Source organism: Pseudomonas sp. 30_B, assembly GCF_017491605.1.
Classification (GTDB): domain Bacteria; phylum Pseudomonadota; class Gammaproteobacteria; order Pseudomonadales; family Pseudomonadaceae; genus Pseudomonas.
Genome location: NZ_JAFGYY010000016.1, coordinates 39297 through 54775 on the forward strand (window position 1 = coordinate 39297; position 15479 = coordinate 54775).

19 protein-coding genes are annotated in these 15479 nt (G+C 66.1%); 10 read left to right on the forward strand and 9 right to left on the reverse strand.

What is annotated here, in order from left to right:
• Window positions 1–54 precede the first annotated feature (54 nt).
• The gene (locus J5M67_RS18090) at window positions 55–822 is read left to right on the forward strand and encodes a hypothetical protein (protein WP_207886720.1); all 768 of its coding nucleotides are present in this window, start codon (window positions 55–57) and stop codon (window positions 820–822) included.
• A 39-nt stretch (window positions 823–861) separates the two neighbouring features.
• Here J5M67_RS18090 and J5M67_RS18095 read toward each other — a convergent pair whose 3' ends face one another.
• Window positions 862–1830: a magnesium transporter CorA family protein gene (locus J5M67_RS18095; protein ID WP_207886721.1), complete on the reverse strand. Its 969-nt coding sequence runs from the start codon at window positions 1828–1830 to the stop codon at window positions 862–864.
• An 88-nt stretch (window positions 1831–1918) separates the two neighbouring features.
• Between J5M67_RS18095 and J5M67_RS18100 the strand changes: the two genes are divergently transcribed.
• The 3 genes from J5M67_RS18100 to J5M67_RS18110 all read left to right on the forward strand — a co-directional run bounded on the left by J5M67_RS18100 (window position 1919) and on the right by J5M67_RS18110 (window position 5434).
• Entirely contained in the window at window positions 1919–2194 is a 276-nt protein-coding gene (locus J5M67_RS18100; protein WP_207886722.1) for a hypothetical protein, read from the forward strand.
• A 68-nt stretch (window positions 2195–2262) separates the two neighbouring features.
• The gene (locus J5M67_RS18105) at window positions 2263–2496 is read left to right on the forward strand and encodes a TIGR02647 family protein (protein ID WP_207886723.1); all 234 of its coding nucleotides are present in this window, start codon (window positions 2263–2265) and stop codon (window positions 2494–2496) included.
• 91 nt (window positions 2497–2587) lie between these two features.
• Window positions 2588–5434: a class I adenylate cyclase gene (locus J5M67_RS18110; protein ID WP_207886724.1), complete on the forward strand. Its 2847-nt coding sequence runs from the start codon at window positions 2588–2590 to the stop codon at window positions 5432–5434.
• 46 nt (window positions 5435–5480) lie between these two features.
• Here the strand turns inward: J5M67_RS18110 and rnk are convergent, their stop codons facing one another.
• The 4 genes from rnk to J5M67_RS18130 all read right to left on the reverse strand — a co-directional run bounded on the left by rnk (window position 5481) and on the right by J5M67_RS18130 (window position 7642).
• A complete protein-coding gene (gene rnk, locus J5M67_RS18115; RefSeq protein WP_207886725.1) occupies window positions 5481–5885 on the reverse strand; it encodes a nucleoside diphosphate kinase regulator in 405 nt (134 codons plus the stop codon).
• A 179-nt stretch (window positions 5886–6064) separates the two neighbouring features.
• Complete coding sequence (locus tag J5M67_RS18120; RefSeq protein WP_207886726.1) at window positions 6065–6271, reverse strand: DUF1289 domain-containing protein; 207 nt, start codon at window positions 6269–6271, stop codon at window positions 6065–6067.
• Window positions 6249–6584 carry an iron donor protein CyaY gene (gene cyaY / locus J5M67_RS18125; protein ID WP_015479506.1) on the reverse strand — a complete coding sequence of 112 codons (336 nt, stop codon included), beginning with the start codon at window positions 6582–6584 and terminating at the stop codon, window positions 6249–6251. The genes J5M67_RS18120 and cyaY overlap by 23 nt, the downstream gene beginning before the upstream one ends.
• Window positions 6581–7642, reverse strand: a complete 1062-nt coding sequence (locus J5M67_RS18130; protein ID WP_207886727.1) for an AraC family transcriptional regulator — start codon at window positions 7640–7642, stop codon at window positions 6581–6583. The genes cyaY and J5M67_RS18130 overlap by 4 nt, the downstream gene beginning before the upstream one ends.
• Window positions 7643–7795: 153 nt before the next feature.
• Here J5M67_RS18130 and J5M67_RS18135 point away from each other — a divergent pair, with 153 nt between their 5' ends.
• From J5M67_RS18135 to J5M67_RS18160, 6 genes are all read left to right on the forward strand, one after another.
• Window positions 7796–7936: a lipoprotein gene (locus J5M67_RS18135; RefSeq protein WP_015479508.1), complete on the forward strand. Its 141-nt coding sequence runs from the start codon at window positions 7796–7798 to the stop codon at window positions 7934–7936.
• Window positions 7937–7947: 11 nt separating this feature from the next.
• Complete coding sequence (gene lysA, locus J5M67_RS18140) at window positions 7948–9195, forward strand: diaminopimelate decarboxylase (RefSeq protein WP_207886728.1); 1248 nt, start codon at window positions 7948–7950, stop codon at window positions 9193–9195.
• A gap of 13 nt (window positions 9196–9208) precedes the next feature.
• A complete protein-coding gene (dapF, locus tag J5M67_RS18145; RefSeq protein ID WP_207886729.1) occupies window positions 9209–10039 on the forward strand; it encodes a diaminopimelate epimerase in 831 nt (276 codons plus the stop codon).
• 52 nt (window positions 10040–10091) lie between these two features.
• A complete protein-coding gene (locus tag J5M67_RS18150) occupies window positions 10092–10793 on the forward strand; it encodes a DUF484 family protein (RefSeq protein WP_207886730.1) in 702 nt (233 codons plus the stop codon).
• An 82-nt stretch (window positions 10794–10875) separates the two neighbouring features.
• Entirely contained in the window at window positions 10876–11793 is a 918-nt protein-coding gene (xerC, locus tag J5M67_RS18155; protein ID WP_207886731.1) for a tyrosine recombinase XerC, read from the forward strand.
• Complete coding sequence (locus tag J5M67_RS18160; RefSeq protein WP_207886732.1) at window positions 11790–12482, forward strand: HAD family hydrolase; 693 nt, start codon at window positions 11790–11792, stop codon at window positions 12480–12482. Before xerC ends, J5M67_RS18160 begins: the two co-directional genes overlap by 4 nt.
• 158 nt (window positions 12483–12640) lie before the next feature.
• Here the strand turns inward: J5M67_RS18160 and sutA are convergent, their stop codons facing one another.
• The 4 genes from sutA to glnK form a co-directional block, all read right to left on the reverse strand.
• The gene (sutA, locus tag J5M67_RS18165; protein WP_207886733.1) at window positions 12641–12967 is read right to left on the reverse strand and encodes a transcriptional regulator SutA; all 327 of its coding nucleotides are present in this window, start codon (window positions 12965–12967) and stop codon (window positions 12641–12643) included.
• 78 nt (window positions 12968–13045) lie between these two features.
• Entirely contained in the window at window positions 13046–13471 is a 426-nt protein-coding gene (locus J5M67_RS18170; protein WP_207886734.1) for a secondary thiamine-phosphate synthase enzyme YjbQ, read from the reverse strand.
• A 106-nt stretch (window positions 13472–13577) separates the two neighbouring features.
• Window positions 13578–14912, reverse strand: coding sequence for an ammonium transporter (locus J5M67_RS18175; RefSeq protein ID WP_207886735.1), 1335 nt, complete (start codon window positions 14910–14912; stop codon window positions 13578–13580).
• Window positions 14913–14954: 42 nt separating this feature from the next.
• Window positions 14955–15293: a P-II family nitrogen regulator gene (gene glnK, locus J5M67_RS18180; protein WP_003457590.1), complete on the reverse strand. Its 339-nt coding sequence runs from the start codon at window positions 15291–15293 to the stop codon at window positions 14955–14957.
• Between the last annotated feature and the right edge of the window lie 186 nt (window positions 15294–15479).

A 15479-nucleotide genomic window follows, 5' to 3' on the forward strand; every position in this document is an offset into this window, starting at 1 on the left:
GAAAATGCCCCGGCGCCTCGCGCGGCACACAATAACAACAAGGAAACGCCCGCCATGCTCCGAAAGCTCGATGTGCTTCGCGGTATTCTGCTGTGCTGTTTCGGACTTCTCGCCCTCAGTGCCCACGCCAACCTGCCCAGTGATGAACTGCAGCTGCAGACGATGCAGGTCTACACCTGCCGCTCGATCAACAGCCTGCTGTTGCTGCGCGGCGAAGGCTTCCAGGAAGACCACGCCGCCCAGCTGGAGAAGGACCTTGCCACGCTGGACCAGGCGATCAAAGCCTATCCCAAGTCCGACGGGGCGCTGAAAAAGGCCCACGCCGACTTCGTTACGCAAATACGCAATGGCGTTTCCTACGGCCCCAGGGAAGAGGACCTGCCCTGGCGCTACAACCAGGACCTCAGCCGCGCCCTGCGCGAACTGCTGACCCAGATCGAGCGCTTCGTCCCGGCCAGCGCCGACCCCAGCCAGATTCCGCTGTGGCAGCTGCCGGTGCGGGTCGAATTCCTCGCCACCCAATACCTGGGCCGCTCCTACCTGAGCGGGCTGGAACTGGCGCGCGAGCAGCCCCAGTCCTATCTGGGCCAGGACGAGAGCGTACTGGTGCCACTGCTCTCGCAGCGCATCGCGCAACTGCCGGACAACGATGCGACCAAGAAGCTGCACACCCGCTGGGAGTACCTGAGCAAGGCGCTGGCGGACATGAACAGCAAGAACAACACCGTGGTCAGCGCCTCGGGCCGGCCCTGGGCGCCGATCATCGTCGATCGCAACGCCCGGGCGGTGTCCGGCCAGTTGATGCAGTTGAGCCAGCAGTAGACCCGGCTGGAACCGGCGCCCCGCGCCGGTTCCAGCACCTTAGAGCCAGCCTTTGAACTTGAACCAGTAGTAGGGAATGATCGCCGAAACGACCATCGCCACCAGCGCCATCGGGTAGCCTGCCGTCCAGGCCAGCTCCGGCATGTGCTGGAAGTTCATGCCATATACCGTGCCCACCAGGGTCGGCGGCAGGAACAGCACGGCGGCGATGGAAAACACCTTGATGATGCTGTTCTGCTCAATGTTGATCAGGCCGAGCGTGGCATCGAGCAGGAAGGTGATTTCCCCGGCCATCTTCGACTGGTACTCGCTCAGCGAACGCACGTCGCGCTCCACCGACTTCATGCCCAGCTTCACTTCCTCGCTGATCCAGCCGTTACTGCCCTGGCGGAAGTAGGCCAGCGGCCGGCTGATGCTCAGCAGACTCTCGTTGAGCTTGGACAGCAGCGAGTTGCCGCGCCCCAGTTGCTTGACGATGCCCTGCAGGTCGGTCTTGTCGCCCTTGGCCTGACCTTCCTGGAAGATGCCGTTGGACAGCGAATCCAGTTGCTGCTGCACCGTCTCCAGCACGTCGGCGATGCGGTCCACCACGCTGTCCATCAGGGTCACGAACAGCTGGTCGCTCTTGCCCTCGCAGCCGCCGCGCTGGGTGCGTGCCTCGAAGGTGCGGAAGGCCAGCAGGTCGGTGTAGCGCACCGTCACCAGCCAGTGCGGGGTCAGCACGCAGGTGACTTCCGAGGTGCTCGGCTTGTGCTCGCGGATGCCGCCGACCACGGTGGTGGTCATGTACAGCGCACCGTTGCTCTCGTAGAAGCGCGAGGAATCCTCGATCTCGGCCATTTCCTCCCGGGTCGGCACGTCCACCGCGATGATCGACTCCAGCAGCTGCTCCTCCTCGAGGGTGGGCTGGAACAGGTCGATCCACAGGGTGTCCTTGGGCATGCCATGGCACTCGCTGCCGTTGTGGCGCACCAGGCGGTCGCCGACGAGGGTGTAATAGGTGATCATGTCGCCCGACAATCCATTTACAGCCTGAAGTTGATCCGCAGGTTGGCCAACTTCGGGCTGCTTCACAAGCCCACCGGAGCGCAATGTGATGACCGACCAAGACGATGGCGACGAGTCCTTCGCCGAAGACACCCTGATCCAGGCCATCGAGAACCAGATCGAGAGCGAGAGCCCGCCGGCCGCCCGCGCGGTGTTCAACAAGCTCACCCTGGTCGGCTACGAGCGCGAGGATGCGCTGCACCTGATGGCCCTGGTGCTCGCCCACGAAATCGAAGCCATGCTGGCCGAAGACCGCGCCTTCAACGGCGAATGGTACGAGCAGGCCCTGCGCGCCTTGCCGACCCTGCCCGGCGAAGACGAGTAACGGCGCTTGCCGAACAGGCCGGACTTGAGACTACACTGGGGGCTCACTGATCATTGGGAGTTGCGCATATGGCTTTCACCAAAGATATGGTTGCCGAACTGGACTTGCTGGCGCTCTTCGATCTGGAGAACAGCCAGGCGGGATTGAAAGTCCACCATGACGCCTCGCGGGACACCGTCGCGGCCGCCGAACGCCTGCATGCCAAGGGGCTGATCGACAAGCCCGATGGCGGCTACCTGACCAGCCTGGGTCTGGATGCCGCCGAGCATGCCCAGGTCCTGCTGGGCATCCTGCGCAGCTGATCTCAAGATTCGCCACGAGCGGGCGATAACCTGGCAAATTTCCGGGCGCCGCACCCCTGATGCGGCGCCGCTGGCCAGGCCGCAGCAAGCCATGACGCTCACCCCCGAGATTCGCCCGGACATCGACGACGGCATCGACCGCAAGGTACTGGCACAGTTGCGCCAGCGCTTCCTGAAGGTCAATGCCGGCCGTCTGCGGCGCGCCAGCGAGGCGCTGTCCACGCGCCAGCAACTGGTGCTGAAGCTGCTGCCGCTGCTGCTGGACGTGAACCATCCGCTGCTGCCCGGCTATGTGTCGGCGGCCACCCCGGCGGGCCTCGCCAACTTCGTCCCGGACGACGAACTGCTCGCCGAAGCCCAGCGCCTGACCCGCTCCTTCACCTACAAGCCGCGCCGCGGCGACCCGCCGTTGCCGATCCACGGCCTGTTCCTGATGGGCAGCCTGGGCACCGTCGCCCAGGCCGAACAGAGCGACCTCGACCTGTGGGTCTGCCACGCCTCCGACCTTTCCCCGCAGGAGCTCGCCGAGCTGCAGCGTAAGTGCAGCCTGCTGGAACAGTGGGCCGCGACCCAGGGTGCGGAGGTGCATTGCTTCTTCATCGAGGCGCAGCGCTTCACCCAGGGCGCGCGCGATGCCCGCCTGACCTCCGACGACTGCGGCACCAGCCAGCACTACCTGCTGCTCGACGAGTTCTACCGCACCGCCATCTGGCTCGGCGGGCGCACGCCGCTCTGGTGGCTGGTACCGGTCTATGAAGAAGGTCGCTACGCCGAATATTGCGAAACGCTGCTGAACAAACGCTTCGTCCGCGCCGACGAAGTGATCGACCTCGGCCACTTGGCGCGCATCCCGCCGGGCGAGTTCATCGGTGCGGGCATGTGGCAGCTGTTCAAGGGCATCGAGTCGCCCTACAAGTCGGTGCTCAAGCTGCTGCTCACCGAGGTCTATGCCAGCGAGCACCCGAACGGCGCCTGCCTGAGCCTGCGTTACAAGCAGGCGATCTACGCCGGCCGGCTGGACGAGGAAGAGCTCGACCCCTACGTGATGCTCTACCGCCGCTTGGAGGAATACCTCACCGCGCGTGGCGAGCGGGAGCGCCTGGAGCTGGTCCGCCGCTGCCTCTACCTGAAGGTTGGCAAGAAGCTCAGCCGCCCGCCCCGCCTGGGCCACAAGAGCTGGCAGCGCAAGCTGATGGAGCGCCTGTCCGCCGAATGGAACTGGGACAGCCGCACCTACGGCCTGCTCGACAGCCGCAGCCAGTGGAAAGTCCGCCAGGTGCTGCTGGAACGGCGCTCGCTGGTCAACGAACTGACCCACAGCTACCGCTTCCTCTCCCAGTTCGCCCGCCTGCAACAGGCCGCCAGCGGAATCAACCCGCGCGACCTGAGCGTGCTCGGCCGTCGCCTGTACGCCGCCTTCGAGCGCAAGGCCGGCAAGGTCGAGTTCATCAACCCGGGCATCGCCCCCGACGTCGCCGAAGACATCCTCACCCTCGCCCAGTTGCCCGCCGAAGCCGGCAAGCCGCCCTCCTGGGCGCTGTTCAGCGGCAGCCTGGCGCGGCAGGAAATGCCCGACTTCGCCCCGCTGCGCCGCGCCCGCGACCTGATGGAGCTGCTGGCCTGGAGTCACCGCAACGGCGTGATCGACGCCAGCACGCGCCTGTCCCTGCAACCGGGCGCCAGCGATCTCAACGAATTCGAACTGCAGAACCTGCTGGGCTGCCTGCAGCAGGCCTTCCCACTGCCGCTGGCCGAGGTGCCGGAAAGCGCCCTGCTGCGCAGCAGCGTGCCGGCGCAGACGCTGATCCTGGTGAATGTCGGCCTCGACCCGCTGCGCCAGCACAGCCAGATGAACGTACACATGACCACCGAGCGCACCGACTCGCTCGGCTACTCCGGCGTGCGCGACAACCTGGTGCTGACCCTCGATCAGATCACCCTGAACAGCTGGAACGAACTGGTGGTCAGCCGCTTCGCCGGGCCCCATGCGCTGCTCGACTGCCTGCGCGATTTCCTCAACGGCCTGCCCACCGATGCCCCGCCGCCACGCCTGCTGGTGCGCTGCTTCTGCCGCAACCGCGCGGTGGCCATCGCCCAGCGCGTGGAAGACCTGATCCGCGACGCCCACGGGCAGCTCGCCAGCGGACGCGGCGGGCGCTTCCTGCTGCAGGTGCAGCAGCACTTCCACCTGCTGCAACTGACTCCGGGCGAGGTCAGCCACCGGGTGGTGGAAGGTTTGCCGGCGCTGATCGAACACCTGGGCGACACCCAGCAGGACAACGGTTTCCTGCAACTGGACCGGCATGCACTGGAAGGCGAGGACCTGGGACTGATCCTGCCGCTGGGCCGGGCCAATTGCGTGCAGGTGTTCTATCGCCTGGACGAGGGCAATGCCGAGATCAGCGTCCTCGACGAACGCAACGCACTCTGGCGCCGCCGCCAGTCCTACGACAGCGAGGAAAGCCTGCTGCTGCCGCTGCAACGCTTCCTGCAATCGGTGCAGTACCGGCGCAACGCACTGCTGCCGCTGCCCGACGGCCAGCGCACGGTGGGTGCGGAGATTCTCTTCTATGAGGTCCTGCCCAACGGCCACCAGCAGGCGCAGCGGATCGAGCGACGCACCCCGGCACAGGCGCTGGTCCCGCTGCCGTACTACAACGTGCAGGCGATCATCGAACCGGGCGACGGGCAACGCGCGCGCACCACGCTGTACTGCAACCACCGCGAGTTCTCGGAACTTGAGTACGGCGACGGGCTGTTCCAGGCGGTGGCGCGGCACATCCTCGGCCAGCGCAGCGGCCAGGAGCGCTATCCCTGCTATATCACCGACCTCGACCTGTCGGCGATGCAGGAGGGCGGCGAGCTGCAGACGGTGCATTTCCTGCGTTACAAGCAGAGCCTGGAGCAGGCGCTGAACCGGGCGCTGGCCGAAGCCTGAACGGCCACGCCAAGCACCCGGTGGAGGGGGCTTGCGGGGCGGCGGATCAGCGATCGTAGTCGCCGGCGGCCTCGGGCTGGTACTCCACTTCCAGCAGGGTCAGCTTCAGCGTCTTGCCGCTGGGCGCCGGCCAGTCGATGCTCTGCCCGGTGGTCAGCCCCAGCAGCGCGGTGCCCACCGGCGCCAGGATCGAGACCTTGCCTTCACCGCCGGCATCGGCCGGATAGACCAGCGTCAGGTGATATTCCTTGCCGCTGCCTTCCTCGCGGCAGCGCACGGTGGAGTTCATCGTGACCACGCCCGGCGGTACCTCGTTATGGCCAACGACCGTGGCACGGGCCAGTTCGGCCTCCAGTGCCTCGGCAGCGGGACCGTACTCATCCAGGCTGTCGAGCAGGCGCTCCAGACGTTGCAGGTCGAGTCGGGTAACGGTGATGGGTGTCGTGGTCATGATGGTTGGCAGTCTCCTTACAGGAGAGCCCCGGACGCTCGCGCGTTCGGGGCCCTGGGTCAATCTCGTGTGAAAGCTCGTGTTGAAGCGATCGGGTTTTCGAAAAATGAAAAACCCCGCCCTAAGGCGGGGTTTTTCCGGACACTAACACAGCACAGAAAATAAGCAACACCAACCCGTCACCACTTCGGCGAGCGGTTGTTTCGGCGCTTTTCGCAGTCCGCCAGGATCGCCCGGCGTCGCTCGCCGTCCGCCTTACCCCACTCCAGGATCTCGCTCAGGGTGCGGCCGCAGCCGAGGCAGATGTCCGCCTCGTCCAGGCAGCATTGCCGGCAGCAGGGCGAGGCGACGCTCGCCTGCGGCTCAGATGCCGGGGAAGTCGACATCCTCGCCCGCCTGTTCCAGCGTCGCGCGGTTGAGCAGCGCGCCCAGCGGCTCGCGGGTGCTGTCGCTGATCCACAGCGAACCGGATTCGTCATAGTCGAAGTGGAAGCCGCCGGAGCGCGCCGCCACCCACAGCTGGCGAAGGGCCGGCTGGCGACTGAGGATCAGCTGGGTGCCATTCTCGAAGCGCACCGTCAGCACGCCGCTGGAGTTCTCCAGGTCAACATCCAGGTCGCTGTCATCGAAAGCGTCCTCCACCGTTACCTGTACGGCATCCACCAGGTCGTGGAAGCGGGCTTCGCTCAAAGTGCTCATGCATCGTCCTCGGGATCGGTCAAAGGCGTCAGTTTACGCCGGTATTGGCCCAGACTCTGCCCCGTCCAGCGCCGGAATGCACGGGCGAGCGAGCCGGCCTCGCTGAAACCGAGCAGATAGGCGATGTCGGCGCTGTCCAGCGCCGGGTCGCGCAGATAATGCAGCACCAGCTGCTGGCGGGTTTCGTCCACCAGTTGGCTGAACGACAGGCCGGTGTCACGCAGGCGGCGCTGCAGGGTACGCGGGCTCAGGGCGAGCATCTGCGACAGGCGTTCGAGGTCCGCGCCCTGTTCCGGCAACTGGCGCGCCAGTTCCAGACGGGCGCGGTCGAGCACGTTGTCGCCCTTGTTGATCTCCGCCAGCAGCCGCTCGGCGTAGGCATCCAGGGTGCGCCGCACCTGGGCGTCGGCCTGGGCCAGCGGCAGACTCAGCAGGCGCCTCGGAAAAACCAGCGCGTTGTCCGGCTGATCGAACAGCACCGGGCAACGGAAGATGCGTTCGTGCTCGCGGGTGTCCGCCGGTGCACTGTGGCGGAAGCGAACCTCGAACGGCGCCTCGTCCACGCCGCTGACCCAATGGCCGAAGCTGACCCAGCCGGCCAGCGTCTCTTCGCTCATCTGTCGCTGCTGTTGCGGCAGCAAGGGCTCCCAACTGTGCCTCACCAGCGGCTCGCAGCCCGCGCGCGGCGGCTCGTCGGCCAGGTCGACACGGCCCAGGTTGCCTACCAGCGCGGCGTAGCGCGCCTGGCGGTGCAGGGCATCGGCGAGGGTCGCGCAGCTCATGATCAGGTAGCCCAGCACGCCGTAGTAGCCGGGGCGCACCGCTTCGCCCAGGTGCAGGCCAAGGTTGTCGTCGCCGCTCAGCCGCACGCCGGCGCCCACCAGTTCCAGATAGGCACTGGCGGCGATGCGCTGGTCGCGCTGGATGAGGATCGAGGGGGCCAGGTGCACCGTCGCCAGCAGCCGCGCCGGATCAACACCCTGGCGCTGCAGATGCTCCACCAGGCCCTGCAGGTAGGCCACCGACACCGAACTGGGCAGGGGATCGCAATAGTCCATCGGCACGTCCGTTTTTTGCCCGCAATCATAGGGCCAGTTGTCCGCCCGGCGCGAGCCGCAAGCCCCGCCAGGCGGGAGCCCGCTTGAATAGGCAAGCCGGCGGGGGGCCGGTATACTCCGGTCCAATTGACGCTTTATTACAAGGATTCCGCCATGAAGCGACTGCTGCTTCCCTTCGTCGCGCTGGCCGTGCTGACCGCCGCGCTGGCCGGCTGTGGCCAGAAAGGCCCGCTGTACCTGCCGGACGACGAGAAGGCCAAGAGCGAACACAGCAAGGACCGCTACGGTCTCTGAGGGCAGCTCCCATGGACGCCTTCCCGGTCCGCGACGGGCAACTGTTCGCGGAGGACGTACCGTTGTCGGCGATCGCCGAGCGCTTCGGCACGCCGACCTACGTCTACTCCCGCGCGCACCTGACGCAACAGTACCGCGCCTACGCTGACGCCCTGGCGGGCGTGCCGCATCTGGTGTGTTTCGCGGTCAAGGCCAACTCCAACCTCGCCGTGCTGAACGTGCTGGCGCGCCTGGGCGCGGGTTTCGATATCGTCTCCCGCGGCGAACTGGAGCGCGTGCTGGCCGCCGGTGGTGATCCTTCGAAAGTGGTGTTCTCCGGCGTCGGCAAGACCCGCGAGGACATGCGCCGCGCGCTGGAAGTGGGCGTGCACTGCTTCAACGTCGAATCCGAGGTCGAGCTGGAACGCCTGCAGGCGGTCGCCGCCGAGCTGGGCGTGAAGGCGCCGGTGTCCCTGCGGGTCAACCCGGACGTCGACGCGCAGACCCACCCGTACATCGCCACGGGCCTGAAGGAAAACAAGTTCGGCATCGCCATCGACGCCGCCGAGGCGGTCTACGCCCGCGCCGCGCAACTGCCGAACCTGGACGTGATCGGCGTCGATTGCCACATCGGCTCGCAGCTGACCAGCCTGGAACCCTTCCTCGACGCCCTCGACCGCCTGCTGGTACTGGTCGATCGCCTTGCCGCGCGCGGCATCGCCATCCGCCACCTGGATCTGGGCGGCGGACTGGGCGTGCGCTACCGCGACGAGACGCCGCCCGAGCCCGCCGAGTACATCCGCGCGCTGCGCGAGCGCCTGGGCAACCGCCCGCTGGCGCTGGTGTTCGAGCCGGGCCGCAATATCGCTGCCAATGCCGGCGTGCTGCTGACCCGCGTCGAATACCTGAAACACACCCCTGACAAAGACTTCGCCATCGTCGATGCGGCGATGAACGACCTGATCCGCCCGGCGCTGTACCAGGCCTGGATGGACGTCACCCCGGTCGTCGCCCGTGATGGCGAAGCACGCACCTACGACCTGGTCGGACCGATCTGCGAAACCGGCGATTTCATCGCCAGGGAGCGCAGCCTCGCCCTGGAAGAAGGTGACCTGCTGGCCGTTCGATCGGCCGGCGCCTATGGTTTCGTGATGAGTTCCAACTACAACACCCGGGGCCGCGCCGCCGAGGTGCTGGTGGATGGCTCGGCCGCGCACGAAGTGCGTCGCCGCGAGACACTACAAGAGCTGTTCGCCGGCGAAAGCCTGCTGCCGGACTGAGGCCGAGACGACGATGCTTCTGCGCTTTACCAAGATGCATGGGCTGGGTAATGACTTCATGGTCCTGGACCTGGTCAGCCAGCACGCCCATGTGCAACCGCGCCATGTGAAACAGTGGGGCGACCGCAATTTCGGGGTCGGTTTCGATCAACTGCTGATCGTCGAGCCGCCGAGCACGCCGGAGGCGGACTTCCGCTACCGCATCTTCAACTGCGATGGCACCGAGGTCGAACAGTGCGGCAACGGCGCGCGCTGCTTCGCCCGCTTCGTGGTCGACAAGCGCCTGACGGTGAAGAAGACCATCCGTGTGGAAACCAAGGGCGGGATGATCGAGTTGACCCTGACCAACGATGGCCAGGTCACGGTCAACATGGGCGCACCGCGCCTGGCGCCCGAGCAGGTGCCGTTCCAGGCCGACGCCGAGGCACTGAGCTACCCCGTCGAGGTGGACGGCCAGCGTTTCGACCTCGCCGCGATCTCCATGGGCAACCCCCACGGCGTATTGCGCGTGGGTGACGTGGACAGCGCACCGGTACGTACCCTGGGGCCGAAACTGGAAATCCACGAGAGCTTCCCGCAGAAGGCCAACATCGGCTTCCTGCAGGTGGTGAACCCGAACCAGGCGCGCCTGCGCGTCTGGGAGCGCGGCGTCGGCGAGACGCTGGCCTGCGGCACCGGCGCCTGCGCCGCCGCGGTCGCCGGCATCCGCCAGGGCTGGCTGCAATCGCCGGTACAGATCGAGCTTCCCGGCGGACGGTTGTCCATCGAGTGGGCAGGACCGGGTCAGCCCGTTATGATGACCGGGCCCGCGGTGCGGGTGTTCGAAGGCCAGGTACGTCTATAAGGCCTGTTTCCAACGCCGCATGAACCGGCGCAGGCAATAAACCGGGACGCTTATGACCGATACTCCGCAGGAACCCACCGTTACCCTCGAAGCCGACCAGGTTGCCGACTATCTCCGTCGGCACCCGGAGTTCTTCGTCGACCATGACGAGCTGATCCCGGAGATGCGCATTCCGCACCAGCCGGGCGATGCCGTGTCGCTGGTGGAGCGCCAGGTGCGCCTGCTGCGCGAGCGCAACATCGAGATGCGCCATCGGCTGTCGCAACTGATGGACGTGGCCCGCGACAACGACCGGCTGTTCGACAAGACCCGCCGCCTGGTGCTCGACCTGCTCGACGCCACCAGTCTCGAGGAAATCGTCAGCACCGTCGAAGACAGCCTGCGCCACGAATTCCTCGTGCCCTTCGTCAGCCTGATCCTGTTCAGCGACAACAACCTGCCGGTGGGCCGCTCGGTGAGCAGCGCCGAGGCGCACCAGGCCATCGGTGGCCTGCTGTCGGGCGGCAAGACCGTCTGCGGCGTGCTGCGCCCCCACGAGCTGGCGTTCCTGTTCTGCGAAGATGAACGCGAGCAGGTCGGCTCCGCCGCCGTGGTGCCGCTGACCTTCCAGGGCCTGCACGGCGTGCTGGCGATCGGCAGCCCCGATCCGCAGCACTACAAGAGCTCGCTGGGCACCCTGTTCCTCGGCTACGTCGCCGAAGTCCTCGCGCGAACCCTGCCACGCTTCTCCACGCCGCTGCGGTCGGTGCGCTAGCGCGAAGCCGCAAGCTATAAGCTGCAAGCCGTAAGCGGTCGCAGTAAGGTGGGAGCGGCGCTTTTCACTTGGAGCTTGTCGCTTGACGCTTGACGCTGGCATCAATGCCTACCTGGAACACCTGCGCAGTGAGCGCCAGGTGTCCGCTCACACGCTCGACGGCTACCGCCGCGACCTGACGCGCCTGGCCACACTCTGCGAAAAATCCTCGATCAGCGACTGGCCGGCGTTGCAGGTGCGCGAGCTGCGCCTTTTCGTCGCCCGCCTGCACCAGCAAGGTCTCGCCAGTCGTAGCCTGGCGCGCTTGCTGTCGGCCACCCGCGGGCTGTTCCAGTACCTGATTCGCGAAGGCCGCTGCCGGCACAACCCGGCCGACGGTCTCTCCGCCCCCAAGGGCGCGCGCAAGCTGCCGCGTACCCTCGACACCGACCGCACCGCGCAACTGCTCGACGGTGGCGTCGAGGACGACTTCATCGCCCGCCGCGACCAGGCCATGCTGGAGCTGTTCTACTCCTCCGGCCTGCGCCTGTCAGAACTGGTCGGCCTCGATCTGGAGTGGCTCGATTTGAAGGACGGCCTGGTGCGCGTGCACGGCAAGGGCAACAAGGTCCGCGAACTGCCGGTAGGCCGCGCGGCGCGGCAGGCCATCGAAGCCTGGCTGCCCTTGCGCGCACTCGCCTCGCCACAAGACAACGCGGTGTTCATCGGCCGCAGCGGCAAACGCCTGACGCCGCGCGCCATCCAGCTGCGGGTGCGCGAAGCCGGCGTACGCGAGCTCGGCCAGCACCTGCACCCGCACATGCTGCGGCACTCCTTCGCCAGCCACATGCTGGAGTCGTCGCAGGACCTGCGTGCCGTACAGGAGCTGCTCGGCCATGCCGACATCGCCACCACGCAGATCTACACCCACCTGGATTTCCAACACCTCGCCTCGGTCTACGACCAGGCGCACCCGCGGGCTCGCCGCAAGCACGACGGCGAGCCGGGAGCTGAAGAATGAATATCCGTCTGGTCACCTTTGACCTCGATGACACGCTGTGGGACGTCGCCCCGGTGATGAACAGTGCGGAGGCCACCCTGCGCGAATGGCTGGCGGTGAATGCCGCACGGCTCGGCCCGGTACCCATCGAACACCTGTGGGCAATACGCTCGCGGCTGATGGAGCAGGACCCGATGCTCAGGCATCGCCTGAGCGAACTGCGCCGGCGCATCCTGTTCCACGCGCTGCTCGACGCCGGTTATCCACAGGCTGAGGCAAGCGAGCTGGCCGAAGCCGGTTTCCAGGCCTTCCTCCACGCAAGGCACCAGGTGGCGCTGTTCCCCGAGGTGCATCCAACGCTGGAACGGCTGGCCAACCAGTTCATCCTCGGTGTGCTCACCAACGGCAATGCCGACGTGCGCCGGCTGGGGCTGGCCGACTACTTCCAGTTCGCCCTGTGTGCGGAAGAGCTGGGCGTCGGCAAGCCGGACCCGCATCCGTTCCGGGAAGCGCTCAAGCGCGGTGGGGTGGCGGCGGAGCAGGCGGTGCACATCGGCGATCATCCCAGCGACGACATCGCCGGCGCACGGCGCGCGGGGATGAAGGCGATCTGGTTCAACCCGGGGCGCAAGGACTGGGAGGGTGAAGAAGCACCCAGCGCGATCATCCATAACCTGGCGGAGTTGCCGGGGGTTCTGGCACGCCTGTAGGAGCGGACTCCGTCCGCGATAGGTCCGCATCGCGCCGGATGCCATCGCGGACGGAGTCCGCTCCTACGCACAAGACAGGCCGCCCCAACAAAGGGCCATGAAAAAGCCCCGCCACTCCCTCTCGGGAATGGCGGGGCTTTTTCATGTCGCGTCGGATATCAGATAGGGCGGCTGCCGTATTTGCTATCCGGCTTCTTGGGCGGATCGGCGACCACGTTGGGCTCGATCTCCTGCACCTTGCCGCCACGATTGAGGAACTCCTCCATCGCCTTGGCCAGGGCATCGCGTTCCTTCTGCTTGGCTTCGACCGAGGGCAGTTCCTCTTCCTCTACCGCGGCCTTGGCTTTCTTGCCGCCACCGGAAGAAGAAGGGGCTTCATCCCCATCGCTGCCTTCGGCTTCGCCATCGTCAGCCGCGGCGAGTTCCTCGCCATCGTCCTCGTCGGCGCCGTCCAGCTCGTCCTGTTCCAGTTCTTCGTCGCTCATTATTCAACCTCTGTGGTGCTGCAAAGCACGTTAGTTATAGCCCAGCTGCGCGCTTTGACGAACGCAGCTGGAAAAAATTCATACAAGCTCGCCCTGCCAGGTCGCCACTATCCTGCGCGGGCCCCCGTGGTCACGGTGCTCGCCGAGATAGATACCCTGCCAGGTGCCCATTGCCAAGTGGCCATCCTGTATCGGCAGGGTCAGCTGGCAGCCCAGCAGGCTGGCCTTGAAGTGCGCCGGCAAATCGTCCGGGCCTTCGTAGTCATGTTCGTAGCCGCCCTCGCCCTGCGGTACCAGGCGATTGAAGAATCGCTCGAAGTCGCGGCGCACCGAGGGGTCGGCATTTTCATTCACCGTCAGCGATGCCGAGGTGTGCTGCAACAGCAGGTGCAGCAGACCGACGCGGTACTTCGCGAGTTCCGGCAATGCCGCCAGGACTTCGTCGGTGACCAGGTGGAAGCCCCGCGAACGCGGGCGCAGGGTGATCGATTTCTGCTGCCACATGGCGGGCTCTCCTCCGTCCGTAACGGTGATGCGCGCGCATTCTAGCGTGATGTGCAAAAAAGCAAAGGGCGCCCGCAGGCGCCCTTTGTCGAACGTGCGCGAACCCTTACAGGTTGTAGCCGCGCTCGTTGTGCAGGGAGAGGTCCAGACCCATGGTTTCCTCTTCCTCGGTGACGCGCAGGCCCATGACCAGGTCCAGCACCTTGAGGATCACGAAGCTGACGATCGCGGTGTAGACGATGGTGAAGGCCACGCCCTTGAACTGGGTGAACAGCTGGGCGCCGATGTCGGTGACGGTGCCGAAGCCGCCCAGGGCGGGCGCTGCGAACACACCGGTGAGCAGGGCGCCGACGATGCCGCCGACCGCGTGCACGCCGAAGGCGTCCAGGGAGTCGTCGTAGCCGATGGCGCGCTTCAGGCTGGTGGCGGCGAAGAAGCAGATCACGCCGGCAGCCAGGCCGATCACGATGGCGCCCATCGGGCCGCAGGTGCCGGCGGCCGGGGTGACGGCGACCAGGCCGGCCACCACGCCGGAAGCGATGCCCAGGGCGCTCGGCTTACCGTGGGTGATCCACTCGGCGAACATCCAGCCCAAGGCAGCGGCGGCGGTGGCGATCTGGGTGACCAGCATGGCCATGCCGGCGGTGCCGTTGGCGGCAGCGGCGGAACCGGCGTTGAAGCCGAACCAGCCGACCCACAGCAGGGCGGCGCCGATCAGGGTGTAGCCCAGGTTGTGCGGCGCCATGGCGGCGTTCGGGTAGCCCTTGCGCTTGCCCATTACCAGGGCGGCGACCAGGCCCGCGACACCGGCGTTGATGTGCACCACGGTGCCGCCGGCGAAGTCCAGCACGCCCCAGTCCCACAGCAGGCCACCGTCACCGCTCCACACCATATGGGCGATCGGCGCGTAGACCAGGGTGAACCACAGGGTGGTGAAGATCAGCAGGGCGGAGAATTTCATGCGTTCGGCGAAGGCGCCGACGATCAGGGCCGGGGTGATGATCGCGAAGGTCATCTGGAACATCACGAAGACGCTCTCAGGGAACAGCGCGGCGGCGGAAGTCAGGCCGGTGGAGGTCAGGCCGCTGAGGAAGGCCTTGTCGAGTCCGCCGACGAAGGAGGCGAAGTTGACCACGCCCTTTTCCATGCCCACGGTGTCGAAGGCCAGGCTGTAGCCATAGACGACCCAGAGGATGCTGACCAGCGCGGTGATTGCGAAGCACTGCATCATGATCGACAGGACGTTCTTGGCGCGCACCATGCCGCCGTAGAACAGCGCCAGGCCGGGAATGGTCATCAGCAGCACCAGTGCGCTGGAAATCAGCATCCAGGCGGTGTCGCCGCTGTTCAGGACGGGGGCCGCGGCTTCGTCAGCCAAGGCCAGACCGGGCATTGCGAGAGGCAATAGGGCGCCTAGCCCTGCGTATTTGCGCAGAGTCATTGTTGTTTCTCCTGGGGCGTGTGGGTTCGGTGTGGGCTTGGCTTAGATCGCGTCGGTGCCGGTTTCGCCGGTACGGATACGAATGGCCTGTTCCAGGTTTACGACAAAGATCTTGCCGTCACCGATCTTCCCGGTGTTGGCGGCCTTGGTGATGGCTTCGATAACACGATCCAGTTGGTCATCGGCGATGGCTACGTCGATCTTCACCTTAGGCAGGAAGTCGACGACGTATTCCGCGCCACGGTACAGCTCGGTGTGGCCCTTCTGCCGGCCGAAGCCCTTGACTTCGGTCACAGTTATGCCCTGCACGCCGATCTCGGACAGCGACTCACGAACGTCGTCCAGCTTGAACGGCTTGATGATGGCTGTGACTAGCTTCATGTAACTCTCTCCCGTGTTTTGGTGGACCCGCCCCAGGAAGAACGAACCCGGGGACAAGTCTAAGCGCAGTGTCTGGCTTTTGTAATGCGCCGGCCGCCCTACCTCAGCACTCCGACTGCCTCAACGAAGCGATCCACCGCCTCGACTGCCGCACCGGTACTGCATCGGTGCACGCCATGCATGCCC